Source organism: gamma proteobacterium symbiont of Axiagastus rosmarus (assembly GCF_059730925.1).
In genome coordinates, this window is record NZ_AP035925.1 from 766,821 (window position 1) to 779,885 (window position 13,065).

General features: G+C 55.7%; 9 protein-coding genes. All 9 read left to right on the forward strand.

Features of this window, described 5'->3' with window-relative positions; all coding sequences use genetic code 11:
- The first annotated feature begins 53 nt into the window (after positions 1-53).
- The 9 genes from tssH (at position 54) to AC6I8F_RS03690 (ending at position 13,064) form a co-directional block, all read left to right on the forward strand.
- Positions 54-2,663 (forward strand): type VI secretion system ATPase TssH, encoded by a 2,610-nt coding sequence (gene tssH, locus AC6I8F_RS03650; protein WP_498028539.1) that lies wholly within the window; start codon positions 54-56, stop codon positions 2,661-2,663.
- A gap of 29 nt (positions 2,664-2,692) precedes the next feature.
- Positions 2,693-4,150, forward strand: a complete 1,458-nt coding sequence (locus tag AC6I8F_RS03655; RefSeq protein WP_498028540.1) for a serine/threonine protein kinase — start codon at positions 2,693-2,695, stop codon at positions 4,148-4,150.
- Positions 4,151-4,166: 16 nt separating this feature from the next.
- Positions 4,167-6,125 carry a type VI secretion system Vgr family protein gene (locus AC6I8F_RS03660; RefSeq protein WP_498028541.1) on the forward strand — a complete coding sequence of 653 codons (1,959 nt, stop codon included), beginning with the start codon at positions 4,167-4,169 and terminating at the stop codon, positions 6,123-6,125.
- A gap of 24 nt (positions 6,126-6,149) precedes the next feature.
- Positions 6,150-7,208, forward strand: a complete 1,059-nt coding sequence (locus AC6I8F_RS03665; protein ID WP_058780952.1) for a PAAR domain-containing protein — start codon at positions 6,150-6,152, stop codon at positions 7,206-7,208.
- Between the two features lie 23 nt (positions 7,209-7,231).
- Positions 7,232-7,669, forward strand: coding sequence for a hypothetical protein (locus AC6I8F_RS03670; RefSeq protein ID WP_498028542.1), 438 nt, complete (start codon positions 7,232-7,234; stop codon positions 7,667-7,669).
- Positions 7,670-7,689: 20 nt separating this feature from the next.
- Positions 7,690-8,754, forward strand: a complete 1,065-nt coding sequence (locus AC6I8F_RS03675) for a hypothetical protein (protein ID WP_058780954.1) — start codon at positions 7,690-7,692, stop codon at positions 8,752-8,754.
- 308 nt (positions 8,755-9,062) lie between these two features.
- Positions 9,063-11,762, forward strand: a complete 2,700-nt coding sequence (tssI, locus tag AC6I8F_RS03680) for a type VI secretion system tip protein TssI/VgrG (RefSeq protein WP_058757148.1) — start codon at positions 9,063-9,065, stop codon at positions 11,760-11,762.
- A gap of 13 nt (positions 11,763-11,775) precedes the next feature.
- Positions 11,776-12,342, forward strand: coding sequence for a hypothetical protein (locus AC6I8F_RS03685; RefSeq protein WP_278707414.1), 567 nt, complete (start codon positions 11,776-11,778; stop codon positions 12,340-12,342).
- Between the two features lie 281 nt (positions 12,343-12,623).
- Positions 12,624-13,064: a DcrB-related protein gene (locus tag AC6I8F_RS03690; protein WP_058771505.1), complete on the forward strand. Its 441-nt coding sequence runs from the start codon at positions 12,624-12,626 to the stop codon at positions 13,062-13,064.
- Position 13,065 lies beyond the last annotated feature (1 nt).

The following is a 13,065-nucleotide window of genomic DNA, read 5'->3' on the forward strand; positions in this document are numbered from 1 at the left end:
CCAATCGCTTTTCCCTGTTACACAGCCTGCTTCTTTCATTAAAGAGACCCGATATGTCAGAAATCAGCCGTGCCGTGTTATTCGGCAAACTGGATACGCTGTTATTTACCTCGCTGGAAAGCGCCACCGCCTTTTGTAAACTGCGCGGCAATCCTTATGTTGAGCTGGTGCACTGGCTGCACCAGCTGATGCAGCAGCAGGATGGCGACTTACAGCGGGTGATCAGCCATTTTTCACTGGATGAAAACGGGCTGACGCGGGATATCGTCGCGGCGCTCGACCGCCTGCCGCGCGGTGCGAGCGCGGTTTCCGATCTCGCCGAACACATCGACAGCGCCGTCGAGCGCGCCTGGGTCTACGCCTCGCTGAAGTACGGTGCGACGCGCATTCGCGGCGGCCATCTGCTGATTGGCATGCTCAAAACCTTCAACCTCGCCAGCGTGCTGAAAGGCATTTCCGGCCAGTTTGGCCGTATCAATGCTGATGCGCTGCTGGAGCAGTTCGACACGCTGCTCGCCAGCAGCAAAGAAGCACAGCAGGCGCTGGTCGCGCAGCCGGGCGCGGAGAGTGCCGCACCGGCAGCCAGCACCAGCACGCTGGCGCAGTACGCGCAGGATCTCACCGCACGCGCACGCGAAGGACGCATCGATCCGGTCACCGGCCGTGATGAAGAGATCCGCCAGATGGTGGATATTCTGATGCGTCGCCGGCAGAACAACCCGCTGCTGACCGGCGAAGCGGGCGTTGGCAAAACCGCGGTGGTTGAAGGCCTGGCGCTGCGTATTGCCGCTGGCGACGTACCGGCTCCGCTGCGCGATGTGCAGCTGTGGCTGCTGGATATCGGCATGCTGCAGGCCGGTGCCGGCATGAAAGGCGAATTTGAAGCGCGCCTGCAGGCGCTGATTAATGAAGTGCAGTCCAGCCCGACGCCGATTGTGCTGTTCGTCGACGAAATCCACACGCTGGTCGGTGCCGGCGGCCAGCAGGGCACCGGCGATGCCGCCAACCTGCTGAAACCCGCGCTGGCGCGCGGCCAGCTGCGCACCATCGGTGCCACCACCTGGGCCGAATACAAAAAGTACATTGAGAAAGATCCGGCACTGACACGTCGTTTCCAGACCGTGCAGGTGCAGGAGCCGGATGAAGCCAAAGCGATTCTGATGCTGCGCAGCACCGTCAGCGCGCTGGAGAAGCACCATCAGGTACTGCTGCTGGATGAGGCGGTCAGCGCGGCGGTGAAGCTGTCGCATCGTTATATTCCGGCGCGCCAGCTGCCGGACAAAGCGGTGGCGCTACTGGACACCGCCTGCGCACGCGTGGCGGTGAGCCAGGGCGCACAGCCTGCGGCACTGGAAGATTGCCTGCATCGTCTGGCCGCGCTGGAGATTGAAGCGGAGATCATTGAGCGCGAAAGCAAAGTCGGGCTGGGCGATGCGGCGCGTTCGCAGGCGGTTGCCGCCCAGCGCGCGACGCTGGAAACCGAGCGCGATGCGCTGCAGCAGCGCTGGCAGCAGGAGCGTGAACTGGTCGATCAGCTGATTGCCCTGCGGGCGCGCTGCGTGACGGAGGGCGAAGCCGCGCTGCGCGATGAGCTGGACGCGACGCAACAGCAGCTGCAGCAGGTGCAGGGCGAAGCGCCGCTGCTGTTTGCCGCCGTGGATGCCAGCGTGGTGGCCGCCGTGGTCGCAGACTGGACCGGGATTCCGCTGGGGCGCATGGTGAAAAACGAAATCGACGCGGTGCTCAATCTCGCGGATACGCTGAACCAGCGCGTGATTGGCCAGCGGCACGGTCTCGATCTGATCGCCAAACGCGTGCGCACCTCACGCGCGCGCCTCGACAATCCGAACAAACCGGTCGGCGTCTTTATGCTGTGCGGTCCCTCCGGCGTCGGCAAAACCGAAACCGCGCTGGCGCTGGCCGAGTCGCTGTACGGCGGCGAGCAGAACATCATCACCATCAACATGAGCGAGTTTCAGGAAGCCCACACCGTTTCCACCCTGAAAGGCGCACCGCCGGGCTACGTGGGCTATGGCGAAGGCGGCGTGCTGACCGAAGCGGTGCGGCGTCGTCCCTACAGCGTGGTGCTGCTGGATGAGATTGAGAAGGCGCATCCGGATGTGCACGAGCTGTTCTTCCAGGTGTTCGATAAAGGCTGGATGGAGGATGGCGAAGGGCGCCACATCGACTTCCGTAACACCATCATTATCCTGACCTCCAACGTCGGTACGCAGCTGATCAGTGCGATGTGTGCCGATCCGGAGCTGATGCCGGATCCGGAAGCGCTGAGCACCGCACTGCGCAAACCGCTGCTGGAGGTCTTCCCGCCAGCGCTGCTGGGTCGCCTGCTGGTGGTGCCGTATTACCCGCTGAGCGACGCGATGCTGGCGGAAATCGTCCGGCTGCAGCTGGGCCGTATCGTTCAGCGCCTCGCCGACAACCACGGCATCAGCGCGCAGATTGACGATTCGGTCATCAGCCAGATCGTGCAGCGCTGCACGGAAGTGGAGTCCGGTGGCCGCATGGTCGACGCCATCCTTACCAATACCCTGTTGCCGCAGATGAGCCAGATGCTGCTCAGCGCCCACGCCCGCGATGAACGCTATCGTCGCGTGCAGGTACGCTGTGAGCAGGGCGAGTTTGTTTGCCAGTTCGATGTCTAAAGCCGTTAGTGATCAGAGAGTTTTCGAAAATGTCGGAACACGATAATCCCCTCAACGTACCCAACGCTCTGCCGGTGGGTTACCGTTTCAATGAGTTTGAAATTAAAGAAGTGATCGGTGGTGGCGGCTTTGGCATTGTTTATCGTGCCTGGGATCATCAGCTGGAGCGTGATATCGCCATCAAAGAGTTTATGCCGGCTTCGCTGGCGGTACGCAGCGATGATCTGAATCTGGTGCTGCGCAGCGAACGCTTCAGCAAAACCTTTCATGCCGGGTTGAACAGCTTTATTCAGGAGGCGCGCCTGCTGGCCCGCTTCAACCATCCTAATCTGCTGCACGTGCTGCGTTTCTGGGTGCAGAACGACACCGCTTATATGGGCACGGTGTTTTACAGCGGCACCACCTTATCGAACCTGCGCGAGCGCAATCCGCAACTGGTGGATGAAGCCTGGATTCGTCGCCTGCTGCCGCCGCTGCTGGGTGCGATCAAAACCATCCACGACGCCGGTTATCTGCACCGTGATATCTCACTGGATAACATCCAGATTCAGAGCAGCGGTGAGCCGGTGCTGCTGGATTTTGGCTCTGCGCGTAAAACCATTGGCAACCTCTCGGATGAGAGCGAAACCATGCTGCGTCCGGGCTATGCGCCCATCGAGCAATACAGCGATAACGACGAAAGCGAACAGGGCGCGTGGACGGATATTTACGCGCTGGGCGCGGTGCTGCATACGCTGATCACCGGGGCGCCACCGCCGGTGAGCGTGGTGCGCAGCATCGAAGATAACTACCAGCCGCTGGCCGCGCGCCGCCTGCCGGGCTACTCCCAGGCATTGCTGACGGCGGTGGACAGCGCGCTGGCGCTCAAACCGGAAGATCGGCCGCAGGATATTGATGCCTTTGCCGCGCTGATGGCGCTGCCAGAGCGCGAACCGGAACCGCTGCTGAGCGCCAAAATCAGCGGACCGGGCACCATGCTGGTGCCGGTGGAAGAGGCGAACGAAGCTGAAACGCTTTCGCCGGTGAAATCGCTGCTGCGCCATCGCTTTGCGCTGCCGGGGCTGGTGGCCGCGGGCGTGCTGGTGGGATTGTGCGTAGGGCTGCTGATGTCCGGGGGCGATGAGCCTGCGGCGCCGGCAGAGACGGTGCAAAACAGCGCGCCAGCTGCTGATCCGGCAGTTTCACCGTCAGCGCCGTCAGCGCCAGCCGCAACGGCAGCGGTAACGCCGGAAAAACCGCGCGAAGTGGAGCCGCAGCCTGCACCGCCGCCGGAGCCGGTCGCGCAGGTTTACATCAAGCTGCAGCAGGGCGAACGCGTCCAGGTGAATGGCAAACCGCAGGCGCTGGTGCCTGCCGCCAACGGTTTTGCCGCGCTGCAGCTGGCGCCAGGCAATTATACCTTTGCCATCAGCGGCCAGGGCGGCACGCGCGAGCAAACGCTGACCATCAGCGAAGAAGGCGTCTGGTTGCTCGATCCACACAGTTAATCATCAGGGATTTATTATGTTCTCACGCATCACCGCGCAGCTGCCGATGGACGGCCTGCTGTTCTGGAAACTCACCGGCGCGGAGGCGCTGTCGCAGTCGTTTGAGCTGAACGCCGAGCTGCTGGCCACGGACGCGCGCATCGACCGGCACGCGCTGCTGGGGCAGCCGGTCACGTTCACGCTGCCGACGCAGAGCCTGCTGTCGCCGCGCTACCTCAACGGCAAAATCACGCGGGTGGCGGTGCGCAGCGAGGAGCTGAGCGGAACGCGCTACGCGGTGTACCAGCTGCGGGTGGAGCCGGACCTGTGGCCGATGCGACGGGACCGCAACCTGCGGATATTCCAGGGACAGACGGTGCCGCAGATAGTGCAGGCGCTGCTGCAGGAGAACGGGGTGAACGTGGAGACGCGGCTGGGCAGCAGCTACCGGGTGTGGGAGTACTGCGTGCAGTACCAGGAGAGCAGCTTCGACTTCATCAGCCGGCTGATGGAGCTGGAGGGGATTTACTACTGGTTCCGCCACGAGGCGGAGCGTCACGTGATGGTGCTGTGCGACGGGGCGGACCAGCACGAGGCGTTCGCGGGCTACGAGACGATACCGTACCACGTGACGGCGTCGGGCGGGAGCGTGACGGAGGAGGGCATCAGCCAGTGGTCGCTGTGCGAGAGCGTGACGCCGGGAATGTACAGCACGGACGACTACGACTTCCGCAAGCCGAACGCGTGGATGCTGCAGGCGCGGCAGAATCCGGTGTCGCCGGTGCCGGGGGCGGTGGACGTGTACGACTGGCCGGGCCATTTTGTCGACCACAGCCACGGGGAGTTTTACACGCGCATCCGGCAGGAGGTGTGGCAGGTTGCGCACCACAGCGTGAGCGGAACGGGGACGGCGACGGGCATCGCGCCGGGGTACCGGTTCGGCATCGTGAACGCGCCGCACTTCAGCGACAACGGAGAGTACCTGGTGACGTCGGCGCGGTACGACTTCGAGGAGAACGGGTACGCGAGCGGCGGCGGCGGGGCGCGGCACAACATCGCGTTCACGGTGCTGCCGTCGTCGGTGACGTACCGTGCGGAGCCGGCGACGGCGTGGCCGAAGACGCACGGGCCGCAGACGGCGAAGGTGGTGGGCCCGGCGGGGGAGTCAATCTGGACGGACCGCTACGGCCGGGTGAAGGTGAAGTTCCACTGGGACCGCCTGGCGAAGGGCGACGACACGAGCTCGTGCTGGGTGCGGGTGTCGAGCGCGTGGGCGGGCCAGGGGTACGGCAGTGTGCAGATCCCGCGCGTGGGCGATGAGGTGGTGGTGGACTTCATCAACGGCGACCCGGACCGGCCCATCGTAACCGGTCGTGTCTACAACGATGGCAATATGCCGCCGTGGGCGCTGCCGGCGGCGGCGACGCAGATGGGCTTTTACAGCCGCAGCAAAGGTGGTCACAGGGACACGGCGAACGCGCTGCGCTTTGAGGATAAAGCGGGGCATGAGCAGATTTGGATTCACGCCGAAAAAAATATGGATACGGAAGTGGAAAGCTGTGAGACGCACCATGTTGGGATGGATCGGCATAAAACTATAGGCCGTGACGAGAAGGTCTCAATAAAGCGCAATCGTCAGGCAGACGTGGGTGAACATGCGCTAAGCAATACGGGCGTCCAGCACGTTATAAATGTTGGCGAAGGCGAAACGGTGCTGACTATGGATAAAGAGGGCAATGCGCTGCTTGAAGCCAACACAAGCATCAAGTTAAAGGTGAAAGAGAATTACCTCCTGATCACCCCCGACGCCATTCAAATCCAGGTGAATACGGGAAATATCCATGCTGAGAGCGAGTTGCAGGCATTGTTTAAGGGCAATGAGCTGACCACTTTAGGTACTGGTAAAGATGCTGAATTAAAGGCAAATGATACGGTAAGCATTACCGGCACGAACATCACCGACATCAAAAGCGCGGTCGTCAAAATTAACAGTTAATCGCTTATTGGAAGGAACATCGGTATGGGTATGCCTGCGGCCAGAGCTTTTGTGGATAAAGCGGCTCACGATGGCCCAATTCAGTGTGGCAGTCCTGACGTTATCATTGGTGGATTTCCCGCCGCCCGAAAAGGTGATGAATTTTCCTGTAAGCAACATGGTGGCGGTATTATCGTCAGCGGCTCCGGCAGCGTATTCGTTAACGGTATGGCGCTGGCCCGTCAGGGTGATAAGACACAGTGTCATGCAGGCGGGGCGTCGGCACCTGCGAAATGTAAACCTGCACCCCCGCAATATTGGGGGGGCTCGCTGGCGAAGAAGGCTGGTGAGGATGGGATGTTGCATGGTGAGCACTACGATGCGCGAATTTTAGGAGCGTATGCCAGCCTGAAAGACAGTACTAATGATGGCAGTTATGACACTGTGTCGACAGGGTTTTCACTGGAAAACCTTACGATGGGAAATATTAAAAGTCACGATCTGTTTAGAGGCGAATTCCGCAATAAAATAGCGGACGCTGATGCAACCGGAGCTTTTTACAACGGCGACAGCAATATTTATGGGATAAATGGTACAGCCACAGCGACGGGTATGCAATATGGTGTTACAGGAGCGGCAGGGAGTGAGGGTACTTTGTATGCGAATGCTACCGGCGATGTAACCATAGCTACTGCTGATGCAAAAGCCACTGCAGAAGTTTATACCGGAAATAAAGGTCGCTATGGGTTCAATCTTGGCGGCGGTGGAGGGCTTGCAGCAGTCAAAGAGAAAGTAGGCGCAAAGGTAAGCCTGTTTGGCCTGGTGATAGCAAAAGCGAAAGCTGAAGCGCATTTGGGGGCGGTAGGGGCGTCAGCGGGCGCTGCTGCTTATTTTGATAAAACAGATTATTCAGTCACGCTAAAAGCTAACGGCAGATTTGCTGTATTATTGGGGTTAGCAGGTGAGGTGGATTTGAAAGTTGTCATAAAGCCTCTGCGTGATTTAATTATTGGCAAGGAAGGGAGTTCAGATAATTCCGAGAAGGGAGGCGGTGGTGATGGTGCTATCATTAGCGGCTGTAAAACGGTTCTGGTTGGCAATTGATTTTTTAAAAGGGCGGCAACAACATGGAAATTGTAGCATTTTTATTCTTCTGGTTAGTGACGGTATATTTTATCTGGAGTAGTAAGATTTCCTATGGAAAAAAAACTCTGGCTGGTATAGGTAAAGCTTTTATCGGGATTTTTATCGCCATCATCGCTATTGGTTTCGTGCTTAAAGGACTGGCTGCGATAATCCCAGGTTTTACCAAGGACGCCGCAGGAGATTTAATGGAGGAGCTAGGTGCTTCATTACTTTTTATATGGGGGATGAGGTTTATACTAGTTGCATTGTGTAATATGTTTGGCAGTATTATGGATTTTCACAAGAAATATAATGCTGATAATTACAAGAGATTTTCACCGGCTACCAATAAACTGGCGCCAGGGCTGTTTATTTTCTCAAAAATCATTCTTTCTCTTGGGTCTATAGTTATTTATTACGGTATTTGGCTGACGAATTAAATTAAGAAGGGAAACAGGCTATGAATATTGATACGGACTATGCTTTTCCCCTTACGCCGGGTTTCTCTAAAGAAGAGATTGAACTGCGCTTCTGGAAATGCCTTTATACTTCGGCCAGAGAAGCAATGCTGCATTACTGGGTTGTGCTGCCAAAAAGCCTCAAGCCAGCGGAACTGGAACCGGTTGCCTTCCCTGATATCAGTTTAACCAATATCGGACGCTACTTAACCACGGATGACTCACCCTATCTGGAAGTTTGGGCCGCGTATGAACGCTGCCAGTGGGAAATGAATGCGTCTGACTGGTTGTTTAAAAAACTTGCCATGATGGGCGAAAAAGTGCTGAACCGCCGTCTTGTCGGTAAGGCATCAGAAAACGGTATTTTCGCGGATGTATTAACCCTAAAAACGCACGCCTCCGGTGACGACGTGATCTCACGATACACTGTTCAAAAAGATTACAACCGGGACAGTGGCGGTGGGAACTACTTCTTATTAAAAGCGTCATGTGCGGAACGCGACTATCCTTCGCTTGCCAATGACATCTATTTTACAGTGGTTAACTGGGATCTGCTGCATCGCAGTAACTTAGCCATGGCGGAGTTGCTAACCTCGGTGAACCTGGATGGGGAAAGCGCTTTTAGAATACCGGTTTCATGGAATGCCAAGGTTATTGCTGAGAACAGACTTATCGTTGATCATACTATAGATGGCGTAAACTATGGGGTCATTAATTTTTACTTTTATTCTGGTGCGGTATGCTATTCCGCAGAAGATGCTTTTGAAAAATCGACGCTACGTTTCAAGGAGCATGAGCATTCCGTCACGCTGGCGGCAAACGAGCTGGAACCCATTCCTAATGATATTAATGCTGCGCTTGGTTCGATATTGACCTGTACAGGTGAACTCTACAGCGACGAAGAGAAAATGCGCGCCTTCTACCAGAGCTACATATTCAATTGTTCAGGATTGTGGTGCTACGTTGAGCTGGTGGGGCAGCACAGGAATGATAAAAATTATTACTATGAAGCGAATAAACGCTGCCTGGAAATTATTCTGGCAACACTAAAAATCAACGTTAAATAATGGAAATTACTGTCGATTAATCATGTTTTAGCTGTCATTTCGCCTCTTAGAAATAAGTATAACGGCACCTGTTTTAAACTCGCTATGTGATCCGCTGCAACAGTAAAAGACGCTTGTCTGACCTATGGGTATTACCTGGTAGCGGTCAATACTCTGGTCATCGAACACTTCCCGAATATGGAATAAGAAAAAAGCACTATAAGACCGCTCGTTAATTTTTAGCGTAATGCTTATATGCTGGATTTCATTCCCTGGCGTTTAACCTTCCCCGATGACTCAATCACTTAAATAAGTTACGGAATCTGCTTATGTTCTCACGCATCACCGCGCAGCTGCCGATGGACGGCCTGCTGTTCTGGAAACTCACCGGCGCCGAGGCGCTGTCGCAGTCGTTTGAGCTGAACGCCGAGCTGCTGGCCACGGACGCGCGCATCGACCGGCACGCGCTGCTGGGGCAGCCGGTCACGTTCACGCTGCCGACGCAGAGCCTGCTGTCGCCGCGCTACCTCAACGGGAAAATCACGCGGGTGGCGGTGCGCAGCGAGGAGCTGAGCGGGACGCGCTACGCGGTGTACCAGCTGCGGGTGGAGCCGGACCTGTGGCCGATGCGCCGGGACCGCAACCTGCGGATATTCCAGGGTCAGACGGTGCCGCAGATAGTGCAGACGCTGCTGCAGGAGAACGGGGTGAACGTGGAGACGCGGCTGGGCAGCAGCTACCGGGTGTGGGAGTACTGCGTGCAGTACCAGGAGAGCAGCTTCGACTTCATCAGCCGGCTGATGGAGCTGGAGGGGATTTACTACTGGTTCCGCCACGAGGCGGAGCGTCACGTGATGGTGCTGTGCGACGGGGCGGACCAGCACGAGGCGTTCGCGGGCTACGAGACGATACCGTACCACGTGACGGCGTCGGGCGGGAGCGTGACGGAGGAGGGCATCAGCCAGTGGTCGCTGTGCGAGAGCGTGACGCCGGGAATGTACAGCACGGACGACTACGACTTCCGCAAGCCGAACGCGTGGATGCTGCAGGCGCGGCAGAATCCGGTGTCGCCGGTGCCGGGGGCGGTGGACGTGTACGACTGGCCGGGCCATTTTGTCGACCACAGCCACGGGGAGTTTTACACGCGCATCCGGCAGGAGGTGTGGCAGGTTGCGCACCACAGCGTGAGCGGAACGGGGACGGCGACGGGCATCGCGCCGGGGTACCGGTTCGGCATCGTGAACGCGCCGCACTTCAGCGACAACGGAGAGTACCTGGTGACGTCGGCGCGGTACGACTTCGAGGAGAACGGGTACGCGAGCGGCGGCGGCGGTGCGCGGCACAACATCGCGTTCACGGTGCTGCCGTCGTCGGTGACGTACCGCGCGGAGCCGGCGACGGCGTGGCCGAAGACGCACGGGCCGCAGACGGCGAAGGTGGTGGGCCCGGCGGGGGAGTCAATCTGGACGGACCGCTACGGCCGGGTGAAGGTGAAGTTCCACTGGGACCGCCTGGCGAAGGGCGACGACACGAGCTCGTGCTGGGTGCGGGTGTCGAGCGCGTGGGCGGGCCAGGGGTTCGGCGGCGTGCAGATCCCGCGGGTGAACGACGAGGTGGTGGTGGACTTCATCAACGGCGACCCGGACCGACCGCTGATCATCGGTCGCGTGTACAACGAGGCGAGCATGCCGCCGTGGGCGCTGCCGGCGGCGGCGACGCAGATGGGGTTTTTAAGCCGTTCGAAGGACGGCACGGCGGACACGGCAAACGCGCTGCGCTTCGAGGACAAGGCGGGCGAGGAGCATCTTTGGATCCAGGCGCAGAAAAACATGGATACGCACGTTAAAAACGATGCCAGCCACTCGGTCGCCAATAACCACAGCCATTATGCTGGCGGCAATGAGCTGTACCGCGTTGAGACCAACCGTGTACACGGTATCAAAGGCGGCGAGGAGCTCCTGACCGGACAAGGCAAGCTGGATGCAGCAGTTGATACCTATGTTCTGGGATCCGGCACCAAACTGCGTCTGGAGTGCGGTGAAAGCGCCATTGAACTCAACGCTAACGGTCACATTAATATTGTCGGTAAAGGCTTCAATATTTTCGTGCAGGGCGATGGCCACATTACAACGTCTGGCGGCAAGCTGAACCTGAATACTGACGGTGCAAAGCCCGGCACCGGTGCGCCTGGTGCCGATCACAAACAGAATATCAGTAAAGCGGTGGAGAACCTGTTCCCCCCTAAACAGAAAGGACAGGCGGCTCCGGCTGCGCCGAAAGCTGCAGAAAAATCTAAAGATACTAGTGTAGGTAAAACAGAGGGTTCCACCGATAAAAAGAGTAAGTATGATTATTCTGTAGATGATATGGTCAAGAAACAAAAGGGACTTAAAGCAACTCCAGTTAAGTGGAGCAATACCAAAAAAGGTTTTGTCCCAGCAACTGAAGCTGACATCAAAAAGTATGTCGATCCTGCCAACCATATGGATGGAACAGACAAATATCAATTTGTTGATTTATCATCATCTTCTGGGATTAGTAAAGATGATATGAGTAATTTCCTTAAAGGCAAAGGAACTCTTGCCGGACAGGAGCAAACTTACCTTGACGCGGCAAAAAAATATAATATAAACGAGGCTTACCTGGCAGCACACTCTGCACTGGAAACCGGTAATGGCACAAGTGAGCTTGCTAAAGGTGTAATGGTTAATGGTACCAAAGTTTACAATATGTATGGCATTGGTGCGCTTGATGGTAACGCTGTAAATACAGGAGCAAATTACGCGTATAAACAAGGTTGGACAACTCCAGAAAAAGCTATTGATGGCGGCGCAAAGTGGATATCAGATAAATTTGTTGGATCAGGTCAAAATACATTGTATAAAATGCGCTGGAATCCTGCATCTCCAGGTACACACCAATATGCAACTGATGTTAACTGGGCGACAGCGCAAACTAAAAGTATGAAGAGAATGTTTGATAGTTTTCCGAATGCAAATCTCTCATATGATGTTCCGGAATTTAAATAAGAAGGATGGTTGGATGATTTCTTTTTTTAAAAAAATGTATTTACTGATTTTTATTGTCTCAGCATCAATGTCAACTGCAAATGCTGCTGAGACAATTATTAATCATGCAAGTGCAATTTCACCTATCTCATCTTCAGATTTTACCGTGCAAATTAACAATCATCCTTTTGCATTAGGGGCTACGTGGAATGAATCTGCAAAGAAAAATGCAGGGGTTCAACTCAGCGAGAGCTTTACGGGGGAAATACCTTCCGGCGAAAGTAGTTACAAATATTACCAACACCATTACGATGGTTACGATGTTTATTCTTCTAATTTACTATGGGATAAGCAGAATCGTGATATAGATAGTTACATAATTGCACAGATAACCCTTAATAAGCCGGGTGTCAAAACGGCCAGAGGCATTTCAGTTGGCGATAGCAAGGTGCAGTTGGAAAGTAAGTATGGAAATGGCGCGGTGGATGATAGTGATAATCAATACTGGCTCTATTATGACGGTGATGGAAAACGTATTTTATTCCAAATTGAACGCGGCAAAGTTAGTCATATCATGATGGTCTTTAATATAGATGACTGAATTTCATTTTCCTGTATTTTATCAGTGGGTTGAGAATAAAGGCGCTGCTTGTGCAAACCGAGCAGTGTCTTTTTAGGTACAAGGAGATTGAGGTGTGAGTAAAATAATCGAAAGATCTGCTCAAACATTCGGCCTTATTCTAATCTTTTTAGATTACTCTTTGCTTTCCATTTGTGGTGAAGTATATTTTTTCGAAAAATAAACGTTAAGCTGAGTATTCAAAAACTCACCGGCCAATATTTCCCACAACTTCTACTTATTTCCTCTAACGGATATCCAACATGCACTACCAATTCAACGAGGGCGCGTTCGCCCTGTTTCCGGCTGGCTGGCAGGATACCAGCATGAATATTCTGCGCGATGAGGCCACCGGGCTGGCGCTGATCGTCAGCCGTGGGCCAATCGCCGAAGGCAGCGATTTTGAGCAGGAGTTTCACCGTCAGTGGGATACGTTGCGCAGCCAGATGGGCCATGTAGAGCAGAGCGAATTTACACGCGTGCTGGCGGGAGCCGACAACACGTTGCGCGCCATCGAAGTGGAAACGGCTTTTGATCGCAACGGGCAGGCACTGTGGCAACGTCAGCTGGCAGTAAACGTGCCTGAAACCAATACGTTGATGATATTTACTTTTTCAGCCATGCGGCCTTTTGATGAAGAAGACGGGGCACGCTGGCATGCCTTCAAACAGAGCCTGACACTGAACGCCCCACGGAAGGGATAAT

Coding starts and splice junctions, on each gene's coding strand:
- tssH (WP_498028539.1), top strand. CDS start 54: ATGTCAGAAATCAGCCGTGCCGTGTTATTCGGCAAACTGGATACGCTG.
- AC6I8F_RS03655 (WP_498028540.1), top strand. CDS start 2,693: ATGTCGGAACACGATAATCCCCTCAACGTACCCAACGCTCTGCCGGTG.
- AC6I8F_RS03660 (WP_498028541.1), top strand. CDS start 4,167: ATGTTCTCACGCATCACCGCGCAGCTGCCGATGGACGGCCTGCTGTTC.
- AC6I8F_RS03665 (WP_058780952.1), top strand. CDS start 6,150: ATGGGTATGCCTGCGGCCAGAGCTTTTGTGGATAAAGCGGCTCACGAT.
- AC6I8F_RS03670 (WP_498028542.1), top strand. CDS start 7,232: ATGGAAATTGTAGCATTTTTATTCTTCTGGTTAGTGACGGTATATTTT.
- AC6I8F_RS03675 (WP_058780954.1), top strand. CDS start 7,690: ATGAATATTGATACGGACTATGCTTTTCCCCTTACGCCGGGTTTCTCT.
- tssI (WP_058757148.1), top strand. CDS start 9,063: ATGTTCTCACGCATCACCGCGCAGCTGCCGATGGACGGCCTGCTGTTC.
- AC6I8F_RS03685 (WP_278707414.1), top strand. CDS start 11,776: ATGATTTCTTTTTTTAAAAAAATGTATTTACTGATTTTTATTGTCTCA.
- AC6I8F_RS03690 (WP_058771505.1), top strand. CDS start 12,624: ATGCACTACCAATTCAACGAGGGCGCGTTCGCCCTGTTTCCGGCTGGC.